This window comes from Methylovulum psychrotolerans (assembly GCF_002923755.1).
GTDB lineage: Bacteria > Pseudomonadota > Gammaproteobacteria > Methylococcales > Methylomonadaceae > Methylovulum > Methylovulum psychrotolerans.
Genome location: NZ_PGFZ01000002.1, coordinates 444,034 through 465,590 on the forward strand (window position 1 = coordinate 444,034; position 21,557 = coordinate 465,590).

Consider the following 21,557-nt stretch of genomic DNA (forward strand, 5'->3'; position numbering starts at 1 on the left):
TTGAAGGGAAAAAGTCATGCTTCAACCTAAAAGAACCAAATTTCGTAAGCAACACAAAGGCAGAAACAACGGTACGGCCGTCAAAGGTTCGTCTGTCAGCTTTGGTGAATACGGCTTGAAATCCATCAGCCGTGGCAGATTGACCGCCCGCCAAATCGAATCTGCACGTCGTACCATTACCCGTCACGTCAAGCGTGGCGGTAAAATCTGGATCAGAATCTTTCCAGATAAGCCAATTACCAAAAAACCATTAGAAGTTCGTATGGGAAAAGGGAAGGGTAGTGTAGAATACTGGGTTGCACAAATCAGACCTGGCACAATGCTGTACGAAATCCAAGGGGTTTCCGAAGAGCTGGCCCGCGAAGCGTTTACGCTTGCCGCCGCCAAGTTGCCATTAAAAACACTCTTTACCGTTCGGACCATAATGTAATGAAAGCAACCGAATTACGTCAAAAAACCCAAGCCGAATTACAGGCTATGTTGCTCGAGCTGTCACGCGAGCGATTTAACCTTAGAATGCAAAAAGCCACAGGCCAGCTTTCTAAGTCAGACCAAGTGAGAAAAGTAAGACGTGATATCGCACGTATCCAGACAGTATTAACACAAATGGTAGGTGCATGATATGAGCGAAGCCGTCACTAAATTAAGAACCATCTCCGGTCGGGTGGTCAGCAACAAAATGGACAAAACCATCACGGTTTTGGTTGAGCGGGTGGTCAAACACCCCGTTTATGGCAAGTACATTAAACGTTCGACTAAAATGATGGCCCATGATGAGAACAATGTTTGCCAAGAAGGCGATCTTGTTTCAATAGCCTCTTGCAGACCGTTGTCAAAGAACAAAACATTTATGCTTGTTCAGGTCTTAGAAAGTTCGAACAAATAGCAGCAGCTATTTATATACAGTCAAATTAGGAATAGATCATGATTCAGATGCAAACTAACCTTGATGTCGCCGATAACAGCGGCGCGAAAAAGGTCATGTGTATCAAAGTCCTGGGTGGCTCGCACCGACGTTATGCCGGCATTGGTGACATCATCAAAGTCAGCATAAAAGATGCGATCCCGCGCGGAAGAGTAAAAAAAGGCGAAGTCTATAACGCCCTGGTCGTCAGAACCCGTAAGGGTGTCCGTCGCCCGGACGGTTCGGTAATCCGTTTCGACGGTAACGCGGCGGTTATTTTAAACAATAACCTGCAACCTTTAGGTACGCGCATTTTTGGCCCAGTAACACGCGAGCTTAGAGGGGAAAAATTTATGAAAATTATCTCTTTGGCTCCTGAAGTATTATAAGGGGAAGAATATGCAAAAAATTAAAAAAGGTGATGACGTTATTGTTCGGACTGGTAAGGACAAAGGCAAAAGCGGCCGTGTGACCCAGGTTCTTAAGAATGATAAAGTATTGGTTGAGGGAATTAACCAAGTCAAAAAGACTCAAAAATCGAACCCAAATACCGGAGCTTCTGGCGGCATCGTCGTAAAAGACATGCCCATCCATATTTCCAATATTGGTTTGTATAATCCTGCGACAAAAAAGGCAGATCGTATTGGCTTTAGAATATTGGAAGATGGAAAAAAAGTCAGATACTTTAAATCTACCAATCAAGTCGTTGATAATTAAGGTGTAGATGGGTTATGGCAAGATTAAAAGAAACATATAAAGAAACCGTGCTTCCGGCATTGATGCAGCAGTTTGGCTACAAGTCCGTCATGCAGGCGCCACGGATCACTAAGATCACTTTAAATATGGGCGTGAGCGGCGCAGTCACCGACAAAAAGGTGTTGCAAGCGGCTGTCGCCGATATGGAAAAAATCGCCGGCCAAAAGCCAGTGGTCACTTTGGCAAGAAAATCCATCGCGGGCTTTAAAATCCGTGACGATATGCCGATTGGCTGCAAAGTGACTTTGCGCAGCGAAAAAATGTACGAGTTTTTGGATCGTCTGATCAGCATCTCAATCCCACGGATCCGCGACTTTAGGGGCCTTAGCCCAAAAAGTTTCGATGGTCGTGGTAACTATTCAATGGGTGTTAAAGAGCAGATCATCTTCCCAGAAATTGATTACGACAAGATTGATGTTTTGCGCGGCATGGATATTACCATCACTACGACAGCACGGACAAATGAAGAAGGTTTAGCGTTGCTGAAACTGTTCAATTTCCCATTTAAGAGCTAAGGGTAGGTTTATCATGGCAAAGAAATCAATGATCGCTCGTGAAGACAAGCGCAAAAAGTTGGTAAAAAAATACAGTGCTAAACGTGACGCTTTGAAAGAAGCCATCAGAAGCCCTAACACATCGTTTGAAGACAAAGAATTGGCGCAAGTGCAACTGCAAAAGCTGCCACGGGATTCGAGCATGTCCAGAGTGCGTAACCGTTGTAATTTGACCGGCCGTCCGCACGGATATTATCGTAAGTTTGGCCTGAGCCGTAACAAGCTGAGAGAAGCCACAATGCGTGGTGACGTGCCTGGCTTAGTTAAGGCTAGCTGGTAATATCTGGTAGATCGAGTTAGGAGAAATAATAATGAGTATGACAGATCCTGTAGCGGATATGCTGACACGCATCAGAAACGGCCAATCGGCAGGTAAGAAATTTATCAAGCAGCCGTCTTCAAAATTGAAAGTGTCGATAGCAAAAGTATTAAAAGAAGAAGGTTATATAACCGATTTTAGTACAGAAACGGTAGGTAATCACATCGAAATGACGGTCGAACTGAAATACTATAAAGGTGTTCCGGTTATCGAAAATATTAAAAGAATTAGTAGACCCGGCTTACGCATCTATAAATCTAAAGATGAGTTGCCAAAGGTTCTTGGTGGTTTGGGTATTGCTATTGTATCAACATCAAATGGTGTTATGACTGACCGGGCTGCACGCGCTATCGGGCATGGCGGCGAAGTTATTTGTACTGTTTGTTAATGTAGGCGTGTTATGTCAAGAATTGCTAAAGCCCCAATCACTATACCTAAGGGTGTAGACGTAAAATTAGAGAACAACAGCGTGACCGTTAAAGGAGCTAAAGGTCTGTTGTCGTTTGCGCTTAATCCGGCAGTCAGCGTCGATATCACTGATGACGTTATGCAACTGGTCTGGAATAAGGATGACAAAATTGCGACCGCCCAAGCAGGTACTGCACGGGCGATTGTCAGTAACATGGTTACTGGTGTTTCTGCGGGTTTTGAAAGAAAACTGACCTTGATCGGTGTAGGTTACAGAGCGCAAGCGAAAGAAACTGTCTTAAGCTTGTCTTTGGGTTACTCCCACCCTGTCGAGTTCGAAATCCCTGCCGGCGTGACGATTGAGACTCCCACTCAAACAGAAATCGTCATCAAAGGCAGCGATAAGCAACAGATAGGGCAAGTGGCCGCCAAAATTAGGGCGTATCGTCCACCTGAACCCTATAAAGGCAAAGGTGTCAGATATGCTGATGAGACTGTTATCAAGAAAGAAGCTAAGAAGAAATAAGGTGGCGTGATGGAAAAGAAGCAAACTCGTATGAAGCGCGCATTGAAATTGCGTTGCAAAATAAAAAAATTAAATGCCATCCGCTTATCGGTTCATAAGACCTCCCAGCATATCTACGCCCAAATCATCAGCGGTGATGGCACCAGCACTTTGGTGAGCGCGTCAACCACACAAGCGGACATCAAATCGGGATTGAAAAATACCGACAACATCCAGGCGGCGGCTGAAGTGGGCAAGCACATCGCCCAACGGGCGCTTGCTGCGGGTATCACTGAGGTTGCTTTTGATCGATCTGGTTTTAAATATCATGGTCGCGTGAAAGCATTGGCTGATGCTGCGCGTGAAGTCGGCTTGAAGTTTTAGGAGAATAAAATGTCTACAGCACCTGCCCAAGGCAGTACTGACGGTTTGCAAGAGAAGCTCGTTAACGTAAGACGGGTAGCGAAAGTGGTTAAAGGTGGCCGCGTGTTCGGCTTTACCGCCCTGACAGTGGTCGGCGACGGCGCAGGCCGTGTCGGTTACGGTGTGAGCAAAGCCCGCGAAGTGCCGATTGCCATCCAAAAATCATTGGAGCAAGCCCGCAAAAACATGCGTAAAGTGTCTCTGAAAGGCGACACCTTACAATACCCGATCATGAACACCACCGGAGCGGCGAAAGTTTACATGCAGCCTGCTTCCGAAGGTACGGGCATTATCGCGGGCGGCGCGATGCGTGCGGTTTTTGAAGTTGTCGGCGTACATAATGTCTTGGCAAAATGTATCGGCACCAACAACCCCATCAACGTGGTCAGAGCAACCATCAACGGCCTTACTGGAATGCACAACATCAACCAAATAGCCGCCAAACGTGGTTTATCTGTCGATCAAATTATCGGATAACGTAACATGGCTACTAATAAATTGAGTGTGACAATGATTAAGAGCAAGTTTGGGCGTTTACCCAGACATCAAGCGTGTCTGAAAGGCTTGGGTCTGCGTAAGATGCATCAAACCGTTGAAGTTCTTAATACGCCAGAAAACAGAGGCATGATAAATAAAATATCGTATATGCTAAAAGTTGAGGAAGTATAATGTTTCTGAATACCATACAGTCCAGTGAAGGATCACGCAAAAAATCCAGACGCGTAGGCCGGGGTATCGGCTGTACGATGGGCAAAACTTGCGGAAGAGGCCATAAAGGTCAAAAAGCCAGAAGTGGCGGCTTCCACAAAGTCGGTTTCGAAGGCGGTCAGATGCCTTTGCAACGCCGTTTGCCGAAAGTCGGCTTTAAATCAAGATCACAAAAATTCTCTGCCGAAGTCCGTTTGAGCGAGCTGAACGGCCTGACTTCTGAGGTCATTGATTTGAAGGCATTGATTGACGCGAATATCGTCCCTGCTTTTACTAAGTTAGCAAAAATCATTAAATCGGGTGAAGTCACTAAAGCTGTCACCATTAAAGGGATTAATGTTACTGGTGGCGCACGTGTAGCCATTGAAGCGCTTGGTGGAACAATAGAGGCTTAATTCAGTGAATACTCCAAGAGCGCAAATGACCAACAAGCCGGGCAATTTTTCCGAGCTGCAAGCAAGATTGTTTTTTGTCTTAGGTGCCTTTGTGGTGTATCGGGTCGGGGCGCATATCCCGGTTCCTGGCATAGACCCTAAAGCGCTGGCCATTATGTTTGAACAGCAGAGCGGCTCAATTTTGGACATGTTCAACATGTTCTCAGGTGGGGCTTTGATGCGTTTAAGTCTTTTTGCTCTGGGTATCATGCCTTATATTTCCGCATCAATCATTATGCAGTTGATGACGGTGGTGCTGCCTTCAATGGAGCAGATGAAGAAAGAAGGTGAGGCGGGCAGACGTAAAATCTCTCAATTTACCCGCTATGGGACGGTGGTCTTGGCCACCTTCCAGGCGATTGGCATTTCCTTGGCCTTACAAAACCAAACAGCTGGCGGTTTGTCGGTCGTTTTGCATCCTGGCTTCGGTTTTATCGCCGTCACGACCATCACCTTAGTGACCGGAACGGTCTTTTTGATGTGGTTGGGCGAGCAAGTCACCGAGCGCGGTATCGGTAACGGCATCTCCATGATTATCTTCGCCGGTATCGTCTCAGGTTTGCCTAAAGCGGTCGCCAGTACCCTGGAGCTTGCGCAAACGGGCGAAATGAACGGCGGCTTTATCCTGTTGCTGTTCTTGTTGTCGGTCGCCGTCACCGCCTTAGTGGTGTTTGTTGAGCGCGGCCAAAGAAGGATTCTGATTAACTACCCTAAACGCCAGCAAGGCCGCAAGCTTTATGCCGCACAAAGTAGTTTCTTACCCTTAAAAATAAATATGGCGGGTGTTATCCCCCCCATATTTGCTTCCAGTATCATCCTGTTCCCTGCGACGATTGCGGGCTGGTTTGGTAATGCGGAAGGTTTTGCCTGGCTACAGGATATTGCCACCATGCTCTCACCAGGCCAGCCTGTGTATGTGTTGCTGTATGCTACCGCCATCGTCTTCTTTTGCTTTTTCTATACCGCATTGGTGTTCAATTCAAAAGAGACTGCTGAAAATTTAAAAAAATCTGGTGCATTCTTACCCGGTATCAGACCCGGTTTGCAAACTAGCATGTATATCGACAAGGTGATGACCCGGTTAACGTTAATCGGTGCGTTTTATATCACGCTGGTCTGTTTGTTGCCGGAGTTTTTAATCGTGTATTGGAATGTCCCCTTTTATTTTGGCGGAACTTCTTTGTTGATTATTGTCGTAGTGGTTATGGATTTCATTTCTCAAATGCAAACCCATGTAATGTCACAGCAATATGAAGGCTTAATGAAGAAAGCCAATTTAAAGAAATGATTTTGTTGTAAAAACAATTAGGAGTTTGCAGTGAAAGTTCGTGCATCTGTAAAAAAAATTTGTAGAAATTGTAAAATAGTCAAAAGAAACGGTGTCGTTCGGGTTATCTGCCTTGATGGCAGACATAAACAGCGACAAGGTTGATTTTGTTGTGTCTTTATTTCTATAGTGCTATAATTCGGCACTTAACTTTAGAATATTAGTCAAAGGGGTATCTGAATGGCACGTATTGCCGGGATAAATGTACCAGATCATAAGCACGCAGTTATTGCCTTAACTGCGATTTATGGAGTTGGCCGTCAAACTGCATCTGAAATTTGTGCGGAAGTAGGTATATTGCCGTCCATTAAAATAAAAGAATTAACCGAAGATCAGTTGGAAACGATTCGTGGAGTCGTTTCAAAGATGACAGTGGAAGGTGATCTTCGCCGCGAAGTTTCTATGAATATTAAACGCTTAATGGATCTAGGTTGTTATCGCGGGATTAGGCATCGCCGTGGTCTGCCGTTAAGGGGGCAACGGACAAGAACCAATGCCCGGACTAGAAAAGGTCCGCGTAAACCTATTAGAAAATAAGATATTCTTTAAAGAGAAAAAGTAAATGGCTAGTCCAAATCGTTCAAGAAAACGTATTAAAAAAGAAGTGGTTGACGGTATCGTCCATGTCCATGCGTCTTTTAATAATACTATAATAACAATAACCGATAGAAAAGGGAACGCTCTGTCTTGGGCTACCTCTGGCGGTTCCGGTTTCCGTGGTTCAAGAAAAAGTACCCCGTTCGCCGCACAGGTTGCCGCTGAAAAAGCGGGTATTGTTGCCCAAGAGTTTGGCATGAAAAACTTAGATGTACTGGTTAAAGGTCCAGGTCCTGGACGTGAATCTGCGGTTAGATCGTTAAATAACCTCGGCTTCAAAATCACCAATATTATTGATGTCACTCCCATTCCTCACAATGGTTGCCGTCCACCTAAGAAACGCCGCGTATAGAGAATTTGGAGCAATAATATGGCAAGATATCTAGGCCCTACCTGTAAATTAAGCCGAAGAGAAGGCGCTGATCTGCTGTTAAAAAGCAGAGGCAAATCTTTGGAAGGCAAATGTAAATTAGACCAAAGACCCGGTCAGCATGGCACCAAGCGTGCCAGAAACTCTGACTATGCGATGCAGTTACGCGCTAAACAGCGTTTGCGCCGCATCTACGGTGTTTTGGAAAAGCAATTTAGAAACTATTACAAAATTGCTGATATGAAAAAAGGCGCGACAGGTGAGAACTTGTTGAACCTGCTGGAATCAAGACTGGACAACGTCGTTTACCGTATGGGTTTTGCGTCAACCAGAGCCGAAGCCCGCCAATTGGTCAGCCACAAATCCATGCAAGTGAACGGTGTGCTGATTAATATCCCGTCTTACCAAGTCGCCCCTGGCGATGTGGTGGCCGTGCGTGAAAAAGCGAAAAAACAACAGCGTATTATTGATGCGTTGGCAGTGACCGAGCAGTATGGTTTTCCGGCATGGGTTGATGTCAACTCAAAAAACATGACAGGTACATTCACTTCATTACCTGATCGCGTTGATTTAGGTACCGATATTAATGAACAGTTAGTTGTCGAGCTTTACTCTAAATAATTGAAATTCGAGGGATATAAATGCAGAATTCTATTTCTGGCTTATTGAAGCCTCGTCTTGTTGAGGTTGTAAATAAAACCCCTAACCATTCAAGAATTGTTATTGAGCCGCTTGAACGTGGCTTTGGCCATTCTTTAGGTAATGCCTTGAGAAGGGTTTTGCTGTCAACTATTCCAGGTTGTGCAGTCACTGATGTAGAGATTGAAGGCGTACTTCATGAATACACCACCATCGAAGGCGTTCAGGAAGATGTTATCGACATTCTGCTTAATTTGAAAAAATTGGCGGTAATCCTACATTCAAAAGATGAAGTCGAGCTTACCCTGTCTAAAAATGGCGCAGGCAGTGTTTTGGCGGGTGATATTACTCTGCCGCACGATGTCGAAATCGTCAACCCTGATCTGGTGATCGCCAACTTGACCCAAGCTGGCATATTGAACATGAAGATCAGAGTGCGTCGTGGCCGTGGTTACGAGCCTGTCAGCGTGCGTAAGGCGTTGCAAGGCTATAACGCGCCCGCCATGGGTTCTTTGCAGTTGGATGCCTCATACAGCCCAGTTATGAAAGTGGCTTATCAGGTTGAAAGCACCCGTGTCGAACAGCGTACTAATTTGGACAAACTGATTATTGAGTTAGAGACAAACGGAACTGTCGATCCAGAGCAGACTATTAAGCTCGCCGCAACTATCTTGCATGAGCAATTGTCTGTCTTTGTTGATTTTGAAAAAGTCAATGATCAGCTTGAAGAAGAGAAAGTGGAAGTTGAAGAAATCTTCGAACCTGTATTGCTTCGTCCGGTTGATGATCTTGAATTGACTGTCCGTTCAGCCAATTGCTTAAAAGCCGAAAATATTTTCTATATTGGTGATTTGATCCAACGTACCGAAGTCGAGCTGTTAAAAACGCCTAACCTTGGTAAGAAATCATTGACCGAGATAAAAGATATACTGGCATTGAAAGGCTTGTCGTTGGGTATGCGCTTGGAGAATTGGCCGCCTGACAATCTGGCCGACCAATCCCATTCAACAACACATTAATATTATTAGGTCATCATTACCATGAGACATCGTAAATCAGGTAGAAAATTTAATATGAACAGCAGCCACCGTAAGGCGCTGTTCAGCAATATGGTCAATTCACTGTTCAAGCATGAATTGATCAAAACCACGTTACCGAAAGCTAAAGAATTAAGAGGTTTTGCTGAACCCCTGATTACTTTATCTAAAGAAGACAGCGTTGCCAAAAGACGTATGGCATTTGCTAAACTGCGTGACCGCGATATGGTCACTAAATTGTTTAACGAACTCGGCCCACGTTATAAAGACCGTTCAGGCGGTTATTTGCGGATTATGAAATGCGGTTTCAGATCCGGCGACGACACCCCAATGGCCTATGTTGAGTTAGTTGACAGACCAGAGTGATGCCGGGCTTTTTGGCCTACATTTCCTTAAGGTTGCCGTTTAGAGAATTCCGCCCTGCAAAAGTTTTGCACGGCGGAATTTTTCGTTTTGGGGTGGGCGCTTTATCAACCGCATCATCAGGCTAAATATAGTACGGTGCCGACTTCTTTGTAAATGCCTGTCTTGGGCGAATCAGTACCGTTATTGTCTTTTGTTGCCCGTCATTTCTGACGACATTCCCTGCCGCTAAAAATCCTGACAAAATTTGACTGGATTCATTTGCATAACATCAGTTAGTATTTCACCCATCTTCTTTGGGCAGGTTTTTTTGCCTGAGAAGATTATGCCTTGATTTTTTTAGGTTTTCACTTAACAAGAAGACAGCAGGCCCGCCACAGTAGGTGGTGTAGGCTGAAACAAGCTGCCGCTTCCGTAGCGAAGCTATCATTTAGAGGAGGGGATGTTATGCAAATGTATTTAGACATGATCCAAACTTACCTAGGCGGCACGGCCGGCCTAGGAGCGGCGGGTATCGCCATTGCTGTGTTGCTGTGTTTGTCTGTCCGCGCCCGTTATCGCGCTATATTGCTGAAACGCGATCAAGAATTGGCGCAAGTGCAGGCCGCTTATAGTGAGCTTGATGGAGCGATGACACAGGCTAAACAACAGACGGTTGAGGTGTTGGCCAGTTTGAATACGGCCTTAGCTATCGAGCCGGAAGCCGGAGAAGAGACTAGCATTTGGCAACAGCAAAACGGGGCGGTCGCTAAGGCCATTAGCCGTTTGGTAGAGCAGGATGGGTCTTTGGAACAATCCGCCCAAGCCTTGGTTGAGCAGCAAGAGCTTGCCGCCAGCGTTTTGGCAAAACTGCAAGGGAAAATCAGTCAGCAAAAAGCGTATATAGCTGGCTTAGAAATGGCGCGTCTGCGGGTGTTTGACGATTTAAACCAATCGGCGCAACATGTCCGCCAATTAAACGCGGCCTTAGAGCGGCAAGCCAAAGCCGCCAAGCCCGACGAGAAGCTGGTACGGCAAAATCAGGCCTATAAAACGGCGCTTGAAAATTTGCGCTTAAGCCGCCTGACAGTGTTTGACGATTTAAATGCCAGCAGACATAAGCTGCGCCAAACCGAAGCCTTATTAGCGGCTAAGGTTGCCGCCAGCAGTGCCGAAGTGCTGGAACTGCAAACCCAAATCGCGGATTATCAAGCGTATATCGCCAAACTTGAGGTCGATTATTTAAAAGTATCGGATGCACTAGGCATGGCGGTACGCCCTTCGCATCAAATAGCTGACACGTTAACTGAGTTGGTAGAGGAAGGGCAGGCCGCCACGCCGATCGAGGCTAATCCAGCCTCCGAACCACCAGTGCTGACTCCTGAGCTTACCGCCGCACCGGAGCTTGCGCAAGTTGAACTGGTTGTAGTTGCCGAGCCTGTGTTTGAGCCGCCCGTTGTCCAAGCAGAAGAAGCGGTTGCGGAACCGGTTATTGCTGAGGTGGCTCAGGCAGAGCTTGTTGAGGCTAGTCCGCCTGCCCAGCCTTTGTTTGCCAAATTGCTTAACAGCGTTAAAAACGATTTGCATTTAGGCAAAAAGCCGTCCCTGCCAAGCGAGCCAGCCCCTGAAGCAACCGTTGCCGCCGTTCAGGAAGAAGAGCCGCTTGTCATCGCCGAAGCCGAGCCACCCGCCGCACCCCATAAGCCGGAGTGGTTTAATTTCTTTAAAAAGGCCAGCCAGTCCCGACCGCTAGCATCCGAACCTGAGCAGGCCGTTATCGAGCCTGAACCGGAACCTGAGCAAGCTGTCGCCGTTGAGCCGGAGCCTGCCGCCATACCCAATAAGCCCGAATGGTTTAGCTTTTTGAAAAAAGCGCCGCCGACCGCACCATCAGAACCAGAACCGATTGTCGAGACAGAGCCAGAAATAGCGGAAGCAGCCAGCAATAAACCTGCCTGGTTAGGTTTTTTGAAAAAAGCCGCCCAGGCCACGCCACCTGAACCTGAGCCTATCGCCGAAATAATCCCCGAGCCTACCGAAGCGGTCAGCAAACCGTGGTTTAATGTCTTTAAAAAAGCCCCATCCTTGCCGCCGGAGCCGGAGCCAGCACTTGAGGTTGCTGCCGAACCCGCCGCTGACGGCGGTTTGACAAAGCAGTTGCCTGAACAGCTTAAGGGTTGGTATAAAAAAATCACCACCTTGGGGCAGCAGTCGTCTTAACGGAGTCTGAGGGCTTCCATTGCTGATTTAGTTTGAGGACGCGGGCTTCTTGACTCGTAAAAGTGGACAGGATGCCCGCGTTCCCAAGGCTATCAGTCAAGTAAAGTAACGGCGCTTAGTAAGGGGGTAGGGCTACTTGGCAATGGCACGCTATCGACTGCGCGATGGCCGATATTTTTTCACCCTAGCCTAACAAGTTACGTTAAAATGGCGATTTTTTTACGCTATCGGATTGACGCATGTTGAAGAAAAACCTTCTTGCTTTGTTTGCAGCTACGGTATTGGCCGCTTGTACAACTAGCCCTACTGGCCGCAGCCAGTTAATGGTTATGCCTGATGCGCAAATTGACCAAATGGGCCTACAGACCTTTAGCGCCATGAAAACCGAAAAAGCCATTAGCCGCAATCCCCAGTTTAATAAACTGGCTCATTGTGTGGCTAGCGCCATTACCCAGCAGATGGGCGGCAAGTGGGAAGTGGTAGTGTTTGACGATGCCGCCGTTAATGCATTTGCCTTACCCGGCAATAAAATCGGCGTGTATACTGGCTTAATCAAACTGGTAAACGGCAACCAAGACCAATTGGCGGCAGTTATCGGCCATGAAGTAGGCCATGTCTTAGCCAAGCACAGTAATGAACGCGCCTCCGAACAGATGCTCGCCAAGCAGGGCATGGCGTTAGCCCAACAAACCTCGTGGGGGCAAAGCCCCCAAGTTTTAGGTTTGCTTGGCCTCGGTGCGCAATATGGCATACTGTTACCCTTTAGCCGTACCCATGAAAGCGAAGCGGATGTGATCGGCCAAGAGCTGATGGCAAAATCCGGCTTTGACCCCAGACAAAGCATCACCTTATGGGAAAAAATGGCCCAAGCGTCACAAGGCCAGCAACCTGCCGAAATTATGTCCACCCATCCTTCCGATGCCACCCGTATCGGCAATTTACAACAACATATGCCCCAAGCGCTGGCTTACTATGAGCAAGCCCAAGCCGCAGGTAAACGCCCACATTGCCGTTAAACAAGCCGATATTGACAGGAGTCCGCCACTACCGGACACCCTAAGACCTTTTATGCGTTAGACTGAAGCCATGAACCCAAACCTAGCAAGCCTGCATCCTTACCCGTTTGAAAAACTGGCGCAACTGAAGCAGGGCATTACCCCGCCGCATGACAAAGCCCCGATTGTCCTGTCCATTGGCGAACCTAGCCACCCCACGCCGCACTTCATCCAAGAAGCCTTATTAGCGCATAGCCAAGGTTTGGGGATTTATCCCACCACCAAGGGCATTATCGAACTGCGGTTGGCCATTGCCGAATGGTTGGCGCAACGTTACGCGATCCCGGTCGCGGCTCTCGACCCCGATAGCCACGTCCTGCCCGTCAGCGGTACGCGCGAGGCGTTGTTTTCCTTCGCCCAATGCGTCGTCGATGCCAGTGCCGCCGTCAAGCCTGTGGTGGTCATGCCCAACCCGTTTTACCAAATTTACGAAGGCGCGGCCTTGCTGGCGGGGGCGGACACTTATTTCGTCAACACCACCGAAGCGACCGGGTACTTGCCGGATTTTGCCAGCGTCCCCGACAGTGTTTGGCAACGCTGCCAACTGCTCTATATCTGTTCGCCCGGCAATCCCAGCGGCGCGGTCATGTCGCAACAGCAGCAACAAACCTTGCTGAACTTGGCCGAACAACACGACTTTATCATCGCCTCCGACGAATGTTACAGCGAATTGTACGACGACGAAGCCCAACCGCCCGTCGGCCTGTTACAGACAGCCTATGCAATGGGCAACACCGCTTTTAAGCGTTGCGTGGTCTTCCATAGCCTATCCAAGCGTTCCAACGCCCCCGGCTTGCGCTCCGGCTTTGTCGCGGGCGATGCCGACATCTTGCGGCAGTATTTCCAATACCGCACCTACCAAGGCTGCGCCATGCCCCTGCCTACCCAACACGCCAGCATCAAAGCCTGGCAGGACGAGCGGCACGTTATAGACAACCGCCGCTTATACCGCGAAAAATTCACCGCCTTTATCAGCATCCTCAGCGAAGCCTGTCCGGTTAACCAACCGCCCGCCAGCTTCTATGTCTGGCTGAAAACGCCGTTCAGCGACACCGAATTTGCCCGGCAACTGTTCGCCCACGAGAACCTGACCGTATTGCCCGGCAGCTTTCTCTCGCGCGAATTTAACGGCATTAACCCCGGCGCAAATCACGTCAGGATTGCCTTGGTCGCACCCTTGGATGCCTGTATAAAATCCGCCCACCGTATTAAAAACTTCCTTAACATCTTATAAAAAGAACAGCCATGACCTTAGAAAACACCATTAACACCGCTTTTGAAAACCGTGCCGACATCACCCCCAGCACAGCCAGCCCCGAAGTGCGTGAGGCCGTCACCGAAACCCTGAAATTGCTGGACAGCGGCAAACTGCGCGTCGCCGAAAAAATCGACGGCGACTGGGTGACCCACCAATGGTTGAAAAAAGCTGTGTTATTGTCGTTCCGTATCAACGAAAACCGCCTGATGGACGGCGGCAACACCCGTTACTACGACAAAGTGGAATGTAAATTCGCCAACTACAGCGAAGTGGATTTCGCCGAAGCGGGTGTTCGCGTCGTCCCCAATGCCGTCGCCCGCCACGGCTCGTATATCGCCCCTGGCGCTATCCTGATGCCTTCTTACGTCAATATCGGCGCCTACGTTGACAGCGGCACGATGGTCGATACTTGGGTGACGGTTGGGTCTTGTGCGCAAATCGGCAAAAACGTCCACCTGTCCGGCGGTGTCGGCATTGGCGGCGTGTTAGAACCGCTGCAAGCCAACCCCACCATCATCGGCGACAACTGCTTTATCGGGGCGCGTTCCGAAATCGTCGAAGGCGTGATCGTTGAAGATGGTTGCGTGATTTCCATGGGCGTGTATATCGGCCAAAGCACCAAAATATTCAACCGCATGACGGGCGAAGTCAGCTACGGGCGCATCCCTGCCGGTTCCGTGGTCGTCTCCGGCAACCTGCCTTCGGCAGACGGCACTTACAGCCTGTATTGCGCCGTTATCATCAAACAAGTGGACGAGCGGACCCGCAGCAAAACTGGCATTAATGAGCTGTTGAGAGACTAAGCCCCGCTGCTTGCGGAAGGCCGCGCCGTCGGGCAACTGGCGGACGGACGCGGCATTGTCGTCTAGGCCTTTCGGGTCGGTAAGACCCGAAAGGCTTTAAACGGTGGGTTTATATCTTGCCCAATATTGAAAAGACCACAAAGCTTAACGGCAAGGGCTAGTTTTTTGCTGGGGAAAAGATTAAATTTATAGTCTTGAGCGAATATAAATAGTATAATACCCCTCTTTTTCGACTAGACATAAACTCTTCGGGAAAGCATATCGGGGCGTAGCGCAGCTTGGTAGCGCACTTGTCTGGGGGACAAGTGGTCGCAGGTTCAAATCCTGTCGTCCCGACCAATAAAATCAATAGCTTATAAGTCAGTGTTTTTGCAGGTTACTTCAAAATAGCGGTTTCGGGATAGCAATCGGGATAGCATTTGAAGGTTATTGGCATTAAAGCCGATAAACTCCCATTCCTTTCTAATTTCATTTATCGGTTGTCGGACAATACTGGCAATACCGATCACTTTACCAAAATAAAAAAACCGCCAATGAAGGCGGCTTGTTTATAGTGGCAATTCCGGCCACTTTCCAAATCCTATGCCCCCGCTTTCCGGCTCAATCGCCATTCTCGGCCTTGTCGATCTGCCCCCTTAGCCAAGCGATACCGCCCAGCTCCAGAAATTTCTTATGCTGCGCCGCTGTCAGGCGGATGGACATGCTTTTTGCCCTGTCTTCGGGCTGTAACGGCTTTCTGCCCGCGCCCTTGGCGCGTGTCTTCTTGGGTTCCATCGTGTCGTTCCTTAAAAGTTTATTGGCGGTCGCCGCAACCTTTGCGCCCGGTCGGCGGCTGAATTAGCAATTATTGTATTTCATAATTAGCAAATGGTGTCAATTTATTTTATGGGAACCCAAAAACCGCTACAGGCCGCGCCGTCCCTGCATTCCTGAAAGTCAAGTTATTTATGGGTTTCATAAATAACTTCGCATAACGGGCATTATGTTAAATGATGTATTTCAAAATTAAGCGCAACCGTTGCGGCAACGCCTACGGCAAGTGCCGGGCATTACCGCAACGCCAAAGCCCGCCGCTAATTCGCCCAGACAGTCCGCGAGTGGTTGTAACTCACCGCCCCAGACTCCCTTAGCTTAACCAGCGCGGCCTTTAGTGTCCGCTCGGCCACATCCGCCGTTTCCCGTAAGGCTTTCATACGCGCCGCTTTGGTGGCCGACTCCCAGCCTTCGCCGCCCCAATCGCGCTGCGGTGAAGGCAGTGAATTAATGGCGGCGGCATATTTACGCCGGACTTCCGCCAAAACGTCCAAGTCCATCATGATAATGCCCAACTTTCCTACAGTGTTGGGGTCGTCGGCCTTGGTGCGGTCAGCCATCAATGCGGCTTTGTCTTTCTCCAGCCCGGCAATTTTCCCGTCAATGCCTGCGATCTCCTGTTGCAGGCCATCACGTTCGGCCTGTATGGCGGCGGTATCGCTCCGGTGCTTCAAATGAAGCCCGTATGAATTAAGGCTATGCTGTAGGTCAATGTTGGGTGAAAACCCTACAAGGGGCGATAACATGGCCTGGCACTCCGCGACGATCTGCTGCGTTACCCGCTCGCTTTCGGCCTTCGCCATTTCTTCGTGTTGCTGCTCCAGTTGCCTTTGCTGTTGCTGGAGGTCAGCCTGGGCAAGGGCGGCTTGCTTGGTTTCGGCTGCTTCGCGCTTTTTGGCCTTGGCGCGGGCTTCATCGGTGGGGTTGCCTAATAGGGCCGCTTTTTCAATGTCGGTCAGTTCGATTTTTAACATATCAGATTTCCTGTATTTTCTTAATGAGTGCGGGGCTTATATTCGACGTTCCGCCATGTCGAGCCGAAGGCTGTAGGCCGCTTTTGCGCAAGGCGCTTAGGCGGTCTAATTCCATAATCAACAGGTCAAAATGGGAAGGCTTGTAAAGGGGTATGGTCTTGCCCGGCTGTCTGTTTGGGTTTTCAACATTCATAAAGCCGCCTTTTTTTTCACTTGTACCGGGTAGCCGGACTTATTTTCCAGCACAAAATAATCGGCAAAGCTTGTGCCTTCCCAAATTCCCCGTGAAGCATTTTCAATAACGCTCGGCTTTAACGGGTACAGAATGGGGTCTGAGTTATTGACAAGCCTCATCCAATCCATCGCTGCCGTGGTCATTTCAACGCCGGAAAGCTGATCCTTTGGCAGAACATTTTCAAACGTGTTCAGTCCGTAATAGGATGAAATAGGCGCACCGCCCGTGGTGGACGAACACAACGAGGCCCCGAACAAGCTATCATAATTATTGAGCAACTGAGCTTGCTTAAGGCCGTTCCTGAATATGCAGCCAAGGTTATTGAAGGCCGACACACAACCCTGAATTTCGGCCTGCACCTCCTGAGGAAAATTATTGATAGCCATGGCCGATGTAAGCAAGCTGCTTGTGGCAAACGCCAAGCCGCCAGCAATATCAGAAAGGCCGCCTGTTATTGAGTTTACAACGCCGTTTGCGCCACTCAATATGTCAGCAACGCCCTGAGTTATCGCATAAGACACCGCCATAATGCCGCCGACAATATCCTTTACGAAATTAACCCAACTGCTGATGGTGTTCTTAACCAACTTCATAAACCCGGCAACAATAGTGACCGCCCGCTTAATGGACGCGATAATATCCCCAAGCAATCCGGTAAGCCCTGGTTTTATCAATTTTTTTCTTAGATACTTATCGACAAACGTGATATTAATTTCATAGTAATACAGAAGCGGCGCGTTAGTTGTCTTTTTGGCGATAAAGCTATTAGGCGCACAAACCCAAGCCACATCATTTAAGAAATCATTGTAAATCAGATGCACCAGCGCGGGGTCTTTGCCTTGTGCCGCCATCAAGGCGCGTTGCTCATGCCAATCTGTGTAAACCAGTTTTTTCAGGTCTTGCATAAACTGAAAGCCAGTTGTCGCATCATCCTTGCCTCGCCAGCCCGTATGTCCGGCCAGCTTGATTGTCGGCAAGCCTACGCCAAAGCTGTCGATAAACATGCCGCCAAAGGTTTGTGTGACAGCTAGCCTGGACGTGTCTTGCTGGTTGAATTCCTCCGGCCTAACTTTTAAAATCATCTCCTTGGGATTGCTGCCGTCGGCAACATTGTGCAGGATAAAGCTGATGTTTTTTGATTGCTGGTCAAAGATGCTGTAATTAGTCATGGGCAACCCTACAATTATCGCCGCCGATCTCACCGATAAGGTTTTTGATGTCCTCCACCCGCCATAGGCTTGACGAACCGTACTTCACAGGCGCGGGGGCTTGGCCTTTCTTGACCATTTTAAGGAAGGTGGCGCGGCAAACGGGCAACAAGGCGGCTTCGGTCGAGTTGGGCGGGCGGACAATCTGGTCTAGCCGCAGGAACCCGATTTCCGGCAATTGGCGCGTCGGGCGGCTTTTGGGTTTCATAATTTCAGTCCTCTATCGTTAAACATACCGCTTTAAGGTACTGTCACGACAAATCGACGGCAATAGCCACCCTTAGGCTTGGGTAGATTCCGATGGATAAAAAGTGACTGATAAGGCTGCTATGGGGGTATCAGGTATCATTACCGCACCTTTGAAGGCATATCCTATTTTTAACGAGGCGGCGATCATTCTCCAATACGGCAAATCAACGATAACAGTTATGGTTCGGCAGGTGGGGCGATGACACCGAAAAACCCCATAGCGGCGAGGCTAGCTTTATCAGGAACAAATGGGTTTATAATCTGGGTTGATATTTTTTATAAAACAATAACAGGGGTTTGCGAGTGGCCTTTTTAATCATCCTGCTGAGTGTTTTTGTTTTTTACTACACCGCAAAGGCGGTCTATTCAGATTACAAAAAACGCAAAGAAAGCAAAGCTTTATCAAAAAAGGAGTTACCAGAAAAAGTGTCGCCAGAAATTTTGGTAAAAGAACCGGAGCAACCAGTTATACAGGATGTTATGCAATCCGCTACGCAGGATATTCTATCCATTCTGGTAAGTTATGCGGCATTGGCTGGTGAAAAATATTCAATGTCACTGGAAGAATTTTCGGTATTAATTATCCCCCTATTGTCCAGATATGGTTACGGAGGAATATTCAAAAATGACGCAGATATAGCTTTGGCTTATGACTATACCGATTATAACAATTACCAAAAGCACTCTAGGGCTAAGGATCATTTGCGAATCTTGTGTAATGAGACTGCGCTGGTAGTGGCTGAGCAATTAAAGTCTAATTATGAATCCTTGCTCGTCGCCAAAGTTAACGGTGCAGAAAAAGTAAATATAGGTGTTCATTATAGGTGCAGTTGCCTTCGTTTTTTCCACGACAATTACGCAAATGTCGATGATATGATTTTGGCTTATATTACTGAGCAATCTAAAGCCCCTATTTTCCCGCCGCCAGAAGCCCCGTGCTTTAATATGGATGAATGCGATTATATATGCCGAAGGGTATCATTGATGGGAATAAGAAGGTCTTTGCTGGATGGAAGTGAGCATATCGGGGCCGCCATTCCAATCCCTGACAATTGGGGTGATCATTTGCTAGGAATGGTAAAAGAGAGGTTAGAAGAGCGATCAGTAGAGGAAATAGAATATCTGGACAATGAAATTTTGTCGCTGACTTCACAGATTAGTGATTTTAATCATGACATAACCGCTTACAGGGAACCAGCTTATCTTGCTGGCATCTTATCGCTCAAGGAACTTAGGGTATGGCAGAGAAAATATGGGTTATCTGGGCGAAGGACAAAAATAATGGTTGCCGAACAGCTATTGGCTTGTGATTTAGCCAAGGATGATATTGATTTGTTTTTAAAACAATACCTATCAGGTCGATTTGATTTTTTAAAAAACCAGTTAATAGGCGCAAAATCTTCCAAACAGGATCAAATGGACAGGCTTGTCCTTATACGAACTGGAAAGTATATCGGGCTTTAGGTAGATCTTACATTGCTTTGCTTTGGCGTTGCGGCGAATGCCAATATAAACTTTAAAGCGGTCATTAGTACGGTCATCATGAGACGCTAGGCCTTGTCTGTACTGGATTCCGTCGGTCATGATAGCGGTCACTTCACGATGTCGGTCACGTTCTGAACAGGGGCAAGGCAATGAGACAAATTCCCGTTTAACCCGCGCCATATCTGTAACCAGTTGAGACACCGCGCCTGTGGAAAATGCCCTTTTAAACTGTGGTAAATGCCTCTCTAACCCGCCCCAGCACTGGCTTTTGCTGTGGTAAATGTGCGCTAGATTTTGTTGCGGTAAAATGCGGTAAATGATGCCTTAAGCCGCGCCAGCTTTGGGTTTTGTTGCGGTAAATGATGATTTGGTCGGGAACTAAGGCACGGGCAACCATTGGGCTTTACCAGCATCACCTTGCCGTCACTGTATTTGCTGTTGCTTTTTGGTTGCAAACAACGGCAACAGGCTGGAAGTTAAAGCAATTATTGATGCAGGCCTGTTGCGTTTCCTGTTGCTTTTTGTCGCCGCCTTATCGCGCCATAGGGCAGACTGCGGCCAGACACCGATTAAACAAACGATTCGACAATAATGCGCTTCACTTGCTTGGTCAGCGGCGCGTTACCGTCAAACCGCCCGCTGTCGGCCTTAATGGCCTGTTCTATCCACACCCTAATGGCCGTGTTGTCGCTTAGGCGGTGTTTACGCTGTAACGCCTTCACCAGATAGCCTTCCAGCATAACGGTCGTGCGCTTGGCCTGTTCGCCGTATATGACGGTCAGGGCGAAATGCACCTGCCCATAGTCATCAGGCCCCGTGCCGCCGTCAGTCGGCAGGGCATCCTGTTTAACATCTTGAACAACGCCAGCGGGCGGCGGTTCCGGTTGTCCGTCTTGGCCGGGCATGGGCTGGACGGCCCCAACGGTTGCCGTGGCTTCACTGGCCGCCGCCTCCGGTAACAGCGGGTCTTTCAGGCTTTCGGAACCGTCACTTTTTGGAGGCGGTGACGGCTCAAGCAATTCCGGCGAAACGCCGGAATCCGCGCCATTGACGGCACTTACCGAAAAAGCAGGGGTGTCAGCTACAGGCTGGGTGGCGGTTTTAATTTCCGCCAATGGTGGCAATTCCGGTTGGTCGCCTGGGTCGGTCATGATCCCAATAGCCCCCGTAGCTTCAATAGCCGGTGCAAAGGTATCTGCTTCGGGTTCCGGTATCGCCTCGCTGTCCGCAGCCTCCACCAATGCCAGAACCTGAACGCCGACAACATCCGCCAGCGGCTCCGCTTGGGTTAGGGGCATGTCGTCCAAGGGTTCGCCCATAATGTCCGTCTGCATGGCGGTGGCGGCATTCCTCCGCTCGACATGCCAGCGGTAAATCGCCAGCCGTTCATCATCGGGCAGGACTTTGGCCTTGCTGATGATGTTGAGCGCGGCCTTGGCCTGTTTGATGTGCGCCGCTATCTGTGCTTGGCTCTTGGGTGAAAGGCCGTACAAACCCGCTATGGCCGCAGCCAGTTTGCCCTTTCCGTCGTAACCCATAACACCGCCTGTTTAATATGTTAAATGTTAGGCCATTCTATCATATTTAAGATGTTAAACGACATTGTTTAAAATATTAAACCGTCATGCAAGCGAACCGCGCCGGCCACGTTACGGGTGGGCAAAACGCCTACCCCATTAACTGCCTACCCAATAATAACGATTCGTTATAGTCGTAATAGAACAGTGTCTTACCGTCTCGTGGCTTGCCCTTTCGTTGCCGCGCCGTTAGCTACCATAAACATTAAGCCCTTGAATGAACGGATAAAGCAAATTTGCATCATCAAACGTATGCCCATAAAGACCTGTAAAAATCTGAACCCGAATATCTGGCGTGTCGTCCAAGGGTTCGCCCACCCAGCCCGCCGAACAATAACGGCTCGTTATAGTCGCCCA

The 21,557-nt window shown here is 48.5% G+C and carries 31 protein-coding genes and 1 tRNA gene; 26 read left to right on the forward strand and 6 right to left on the reverse strand.

Annotation, left to right across the window (positions count from 1 at the left end):
- The first annotated feature begins 16 nt into the window (after positions 1–16).
- The 25 genes from rplP to AADEFJLK_RS07915 all read left to right on the forward strand — a co-directional run bounded on the left by rplP (position 17) and on the right by AADEFJLK_RS07915 (position 14,998).
- Positions 17–430, forward strand: coding sequence for a 50S ribosomal protein L16 (gene rplP / locus AADEFJLK_RS07795; RefSeq protein ID WP_088618391.1), 414 nt, complete (start codon positions 17–19; stop codon positions 428–430).
- Positions 430–621, forward strand: coding sequence for a 50S ribosomal protein L29 (gene rpmC / locus AADEFJLK_RS07800; RefSeq protein ID WP_088618390.1), 192 nt, complete (start codon positions 430–432; stop codon positions 619–621). The genes rplP and rpmC overlap by 1 nt, the downstream gene beginning before the upstream one ends.
- A gap of 1 nt (position 622) precedes the next feature.
- Positions 623–886 carry a 30S ribosomal protein S17 gene (gene rpsQ, locus AADEFJLK_RS07805; protein WP_103973856.1) on the forward strand — a complete coding sequence of 88 codons (264 nt, stop codon included), beginning with the start codon at positions 623–625 and terminating at the stop codon, positions 884–886.
- 38 nt (positions 887–924) lie between these two features.
- Positions 925–1,293, forward strand: a complete 369-nt coding sequence (gene rplN / locus AADEFJLK_RS07810) for a 50S ribosomal protein L14 (RefSeq protein WP_088618388.1) — start codon at positions 925–927, stop codon at positions 1,291–1,293.
- 10 nt (positions 1,294–1,303) lie between these two features.
- Entirely contained in the window at positions 1,304–1,621 is a 318-nt protein-coding gene (rplX, locus tag AADEFJLK_RS07815; protein ID WP_088618387.1) for a 50S ribosomal protein L24, read from the forward strand.
- 14 nt (positions 1,622–1,635) lie between these two features.
- Complete coding sequence (rplE, locus tag AADEFJLK_RS07820) at positions 1,636–2,175, forward strand: 50S ribosomal protein L5 (RefSeq protein WP_088618386.1); 540 nt, start codon at positions 1,636–1,638, stop codon at positions 2,173–2,175.
- A 13-nt stretch (positions 2,176–2,188) separates the two neighbouring features.
- Positions 2,189–2,494: a 30S ribosomal protein S14 gene (rpsN, locus tag AADEFJLK_RS07825; protein ID WP_088618385.1), complete on the forward strand. Its 306-nt coding sequence runs from the start codon at positions 2,189–2,191 to the stop codon at positions 2,492–2,494.
- Positions 2,495–2,525: 31 nt separating this feature from the next.
- Complete coding sequence (gene rpsH, locus AADEFJLK_RS07830; protein WP_019864917.1) at positions 2,526–2,921, forward strand: 30S ribosomal protein S8; 396 nt, start codon at positions 2,526–2,528, stop codon at positions 2,919–2,921.
- Between the two features lie 12 nt (positions 2,922–2,933).
- Positions 2,934–3,467 (forward strand): 50S ribosomal protein L6, encoded by a 534-nt coding sequence (gene rplF / locus AADEFJLK_RS07835; RefSeq protein WP_088618384.1) that lies wholly within the window; start codon positions 2,934–2,936, stop codon positions 3,465–3,467.
- A gap of 9 nt (positions 3,468–3,476) precedes the next feature.
- Entirely contained in the window at positions 3,477–3,830 is a 354-nt protein-coding gene (rplR, locus tag AADEFJLK_RS07840; RefSeq protein WP_088618383.1) for a 50S ribosomal protein L18, read from the forward strand.
- Positions 3,831–3,839: 9 nt separating this feature from the next.
- Positions 3,840–4,346: a 30S ribosomal protein S5 gene (gene rpsE / locus AADEFJLK_RS07845; RefSeq protein ID WP_088618382.1), complete on the forward strand. Its 507-nt coding sequence runs from the start codon at positions 3,840–3,842 to the stop codon at positions 4,344–4,346.
- A 6-nt stretch (positions 4,347–4,352) separates the two neighbouring features.
- Complete coding sequence (rpmD, locus tag AADEFJLK_RS07850; RefSeq protein WP_088618381.1) at positions 4,353–4,538, forward strand: 50S ribosomal protein L30; 186 nt, start codon at positions 4,353–4,355, stop codon at positions 4,536–4,538.
- Positions 4,538–4,972 carry a 50S ribosomal protein L15 gene (rplO, locus tag AADEFJLK_RS07855; protein WP_088618380.1) on the forward strand — a complete coding sequence of 145 codons (435 nt, stop codon included), beginning with the start codon at positions 4,538–4,540 and terminating at the stop codon, positions 4,970–4,972. Before rpmD ends, rplO begins: the two co-directional genes overlap by 1 nt.
- Before the next feature lie 25 nt (positions 4,973–4,997).
- A complete protein-coding gene (secY, locus tag AADEFJLK_RS07860; protein ID WP_088618379.1) occupies positions 4,998–6,299 on the forward strand; it encodes a preprotein translocase subunit SecY in 1,302 nt (433 codons plus the stop codon).
- Positions 6,300–6,329: 30 nt separating this feature from the next.
- Complete coding sequence (rpmJ, locus tag AADEFJLK_RS07865) at positions 6,330–6,443, forward strand: 50S ribosomal protein L36 (RefSeq protein ID WP_083930166.1); 114 nt, start codon at positions 6,330–6,332, stop codon at positions 6,441–6,443.
- A 75-nt stretch (positions 6,444–6,518) separates the two neighbouring features.
- Positions 6,519–6,875 carry a 30S ribosomal protein S13 gene (rpsM, locus tag AADEFJLK_RS07870; protein ID WP_088618378.1) on the forward strand — a complete coding sequence of 119 codons (357 nt, stop codon included), beginning with the start codon at positions 6,519–6,521 and terminating at the stop codon, positions 6,873–6,875.
- Positions 6,876–6,900: 25 nt separating this feature from the next.
- Positions 6,901–7,287, forward strand: coding sequence for a 30S ribosomal protein S11 (gene rpsK / locus AADEFJLK_RS07875; RefSeq protein ID WP_088618377.1), 387 nt, complete (start codon positions 6,901–6,903; stop codon positions 7,285–7,287).
- An 18-nt stretch (positions 7,288–7,305) separates the two neighbouring features.
- Positions 7,306–7,926 (forward strand): 30S ribosomal protein S4, encoded by a 621-nt coding sequence (gene rpsD / locus AADEFJLK_RS07880; RefSeq protein ID WP_088618376.1) that lies wholly within the window; start codon positions 7,306–7,308, stop codon positions 7,924–7,926.
- 20 nt (positions 7,927–7,946) lie between these two features.
- On the forward strand, positions 7,947–8,963 hold the full coding sequence (locus AADEFJLK_RS07885) for a DNA-directed RNA polymerase subunit alpha (RefSeq protein ID WP_103973857.1): 1,017 nt from the start codon (positions 7,947–7,949) through the stop codon (positions 8,961–8,963).
- A gap of 21 nt (positions 8,964–8,984) precedes the next feature.
- Positions 8,985–9,347, forward strand: a complete 363-nt coding sequence (gene rplQ / locus AADEFJLK_RS07890) for a 50S ribosomal protein L17 (protein ID WP_088618374.1) — start codon at positions 8,985–8,987, stop codon at positions 9,345–9,347.
- 444 nt (positions 9,348–9,791) lie between these two features.
- Positions 9,792–11,543: a coiled-coil domain-containing protein gene (locus AADEFJLK_RS07895; RefSeq protein WP_103973858.1), complete on the forward strand. Its 1,752-nt coding sequence runs from the start codon at positions 9,792–9,794 to the stop codon at positions 11,541–11,543.
- A gap of 239 nt (positions 11,544–11,782) precedes the next feature.
- Positions 11,783–12,559 carry a M48 family metallopeptidase gene (locus AADEFJLK_RS07900; protein WP_088618372.1) on the forward strand — a complete coding sequence of 259 codons (777 nt, stop codon included), beginning with the start codon at positions 11,783–11,785 and terminating at the stop codon, positions 12,557–12,559.
- Positions 12,560–12,629: 70 nt separating this feature from the next.
- Positions 12,630–13,832 (forward strand): succinyldiaminopimelate transaminase, encoded by a 1,203-nt coding sequence (dapC, locus tag AADEFJLK_RS07905; protein ID WP_103973859.1) that lies wholly within the window; start codon positions 12,630–12,632, stop codon positions 13,830–13,832.
- Between the two features lie 11 nt (positions 13,833–13,843).
- Entirely contained in the window at positions 13,844–14,659 is an 816-nt protein-coding gene (dapD, locus tag AADEFJLK_RS07910; RefSeq protein ID WP_103973860.1) for a 2,3,4,5-tetrahydropyridine-2,6-dicarboxylate N-succinyltransferase, read from the forward strand.
- Between the two features lie 262 nt (positions 14,660–14,921).
- A tRNA-Pro gene (locus AADEFJLK_RS07915) sits at positions 14,922–14,998 on the forward strand.
- Positions 14,999–15,259: 261 nt separating this feature from the next.
- On the opposite strand, the gene AADEFJLK_RS24420 is transcribed toward AADEFJLK_RS07915, so the two are convergent.
- The 5 genes from AADEFJLK_RS24420 to AADEFJLK_RS07930 all read right to left on the reverse strand — a co-directional run bounded on the left by AADEFJLK_RS24420 (position 15,260) and on the right by AADEFJLK_RS07930 (position 18,097).
- Positions 15,260–15,433: a hypothetical protein gene (locus AADEFJLK_RS24420; protein ID WP_170065056.1), complete on the reverse strand. Its 174-nt coding sequence runs from the start codon at positions 15,431–15,433 to the stop codon at positions 15,260–15,262.
- 299 nt (positions 15,434–15,732) lie between these two features.
- A complete protein-coding gene (locus AADEFJLK_RS07920; RefSeq protein WP_103973861.1) occupies positions 15,733–16,446 on the reverse strand; it encodes a hypothetical protein in 714 nt (237 codons plus the stop codon).
- Between the two features lies 1 nt (position 16,447).
- On the reverse strand, positions 16,448–16,639 hold the full coding sequence (locus tag AADEFJLK_RS23885) for a hypothetical protein (RefSeq protein ID WP_146054532.1): 192 nt from the start codon (positions 16,637–16,639) through the stop codon (positions 16,448–16,450).
- Positions 16,636–17,850, reverse strand: a complete 1,215-nt coding sequence (locus AADEFJLK_RS07925; protein ID WP_103973862.1) for a hypothetical protein — start codon at positions 17,848–17,850, stop codon at positions 16,636–16,638. The genes AADEFJLK_RS23885 and AADEFJLK_RS07925 overlap by 4 nt, the downstream gene beginning before the upstream one ends.
- A complete protein-coding gene (locus AADEFJLK_RS07930; protein ID WP_103973863.1) occupies positions 17,843–18,097 on the reverse strand; it encodes a helix-turn-helix transcriptional regulator in 255 nt (84 codons plus the stop codon). Before AADEFJLK_RS07930 ends, AADEFJLK_RS07925 begins: the two co-directional genes overlap by 8 nt.
- Before the next feature lie 344 nt (positions 18,098–18,441).
- Here AADEFJLK_RS07930 and AADEFJLK_RS07935 point away from each other — a divergent pair, with 344 nt between their 5' ends.
- On the forward strand, positions 18,442–19,602 hold the full coding sequence (locus tag AADEFJLK_RS07935) for a hypothetical protein (protein ID WP_103973864.1): 1,161 nt from the start codon (positions 18,442–18,444) through the stop codon (positions 19,600–19,602).
- Positions 19,603–20,192: 590 nt separating this feature from the next.
- Here the strand turns inward: AADEFJLK_RS07935 and AADEFJLK_RS07940 are convergent.
- The gene (locus AADEFJLK_RS07940) at positions 20,193–21,161 is read right to left on the reverse strand and encodes a hypothetical protein (protein ID WP_103973865.1); all 969 of its coding nucleotides are present in this window, start codon (positions 21,159–21,161) and stop codon (positions 20,193–20,195) included.
- Positions 21,162–21,557: the final 396 nt, after the last annotated feature.

Coding starts and splice junctions, on each gene's coding strand:
- rpsE (WP_088618382.1), top strand. CDS start 3,840: ATGTCTACAGCACCTGCCCAAGGCAGTACTGACGGTTTGCAAGAGAAG.
- AADEFJLK_RS23885 (WP_146054532.1), bottom strand. CDS start 16,639: ATGAATGTTGAAAACCCAAACAGACAGCCGGGCAAGACCATACCCCTT.
- rpsD (WP_088618376.1), top strand. CDS start 7,306: ATGGCAAGATATCTAGGCCCTACCTGTAAATTAAGCCGAAGAGAAGGC.
- rpsH (WP_019864917.1), top strand. CDS start 2,526: ATGAGTATGACAGATCCTGTAGCGGATATGCTGACACGCATCAGAAAC.
- rpmD (WP_088618381.1), top strand. CDS start 4,353: ATGGCTACTAATAAATTGAGTGTGACAATGATTAAGAGCAAGTTTGGG.
- rplO (WP_088618380.1), top strand. CDS start 4,538: ATGTTTCTGAATACCATACAGTCCAGTGAAGGATCACGCAAAAAATCC.
- rplP (WP_088618391.1), top strand. CDS start 17: ATGCTTCAACCTAAAAGAACCAAATTTCGTAAGCAACACAAAGGCAGA.
- rpsQ (WP_103973856.1), top strand. CDS start 623: ATGAGCGAAGCCGTCACTAAATTAAGAACCATCTCCGGTCGGGTGGTC.
- rplN (WP_088618388.1), top strand. CDS start 925: ATGATTCAGATGCAAACTAACCTTGATGTCGCCGATAACAGCGGCGCG.
- secY (WP_088618379.1), top strand. CDS start 4,998: ATGACCAACAAGCCGGGCAATTTTTCCGAGCTGCAAGCAAGATTGTTT.
- AADEFJLK_RS07940 (WP_103973865.1), bottom strand. CDS start 21,161: ATGGGTTACGACGGAAAGGGCAAACTGGCTGCGGCCATAGCGGGTTTG.
- AADEFJLK_RS07920 (WP_103973861.1), bottom strand. CDS start 16,446: ATGTTAAAAATCGAACTGACCGACATTGAAAAAGCGGCCCTATTAGGC.
- rplX (WP_088618387.1), top strand. CDS start 1,304: ATGCAAAAAATTAAAAAAGGTGATGACGTTATTGTTCGGACTGGTAAG.
- AADEFJLK_RS07895 (WP_103973858.1), top strand. CDS start 9,792: ATGCAAATGTATTTAGACATGATCCAAACTTACCTAGGCGGCACGGCC.
- dapC (WP_103973859.1), top strand. CDS start 12,630: ATGAACCCAAACCTAGCAAGCCTGCATCCTTACCCGTTTGAAAAACTG.
- rplF (WP_088618384.1), top strand. CDS start 2,934: ATGTCAAGAATTGCTAAAGCCCCAATCACTATACCTAAGGGTGTAGAC.
- AADEFJLK_RS07930 (WP_103973863.1), bottom strand. CDS start 18,097: ATGAAACCCAAAAGCCGCCCGACGCGCCAATTGCCGGAAATCGGGTTC.
- rpsM (WP_088618378.1), top strand. CDS start 6,519: ATGGCACGTATTGCCGGGATAAATGTACCAGATCATAAGCACGCAGTT.
- AADEFJLK_RS07925 (WP_103973862.1), bottom strand. CDS start 17,850: ATGACTAATTACAGCATCTTTGACCAGCAATCAAAAAACATCAGCTTT.
- rpsN (WP_088618385.1), top strand. CDS start 2,189: ATGGCAAAGAAATCAATGATCGCTCGTGAAGACAAGCGCAAAAAGTTG.
- AADEFJLK_RS07885 (WP_103973857.1), top strand. CDS start 7,947: ATGCAGAATTCTATTTCTGGCTTATTGAAGCCTCGTCTTGTTGAGGTT.
- rplR (WP_088618383.1), top strand. CDS start 3,477: ATGGAAAAGAAGCAAACTCGTATGAAGCGCGCATTGAAATTGCGTTGC.
- rpmC (WP_088618390.1), top strand. CDS start 430: ATGAAAGCAACCGAATTACGTCAAAAAACCCAAGCCGAATTACAGGCT.
- dapD (WP_103973860.1), top strand. CDS start 13,844: ATGACCTTAGAAAACACCATTAACACCGCTTTTGAAAACCGTGCCGAC.
- AADEFJLK_RS24420 (WP_170065056.1), bottom strand. CDS start 15,433: ATGGAACCCAAGAAGACACGCGCCAAGGGCGCGGGCAGAAAGCCGTTA.
- rplQ (WP_088618374.1), top strand. CDS start 8,985: ATGAGACATCGTAAATCAGGTAGAAAATTTAATATGAACAGCAGCCAC.
- rpsK (WP_088618377.1), top strand. CDS start 6,901: ATGGCTAGTCCAAATCGTTCAAGAAAACGTATTAAAAAAGAAGTGGTT.
- AADEFJLK_RS07900 (WP_088618372.1), top strand. CDS start 11,783: ATGTTGAAGAAAAACCTTCTTGCTTTGTTTGCAGCTACGGTATTGGCC.
- rplE (WP_088618386.1), top strand. CDS start 1,636: ATGGCAAGATTAAAAGAAACATATAAAGAAACCGTGCTTCCGGCATTG.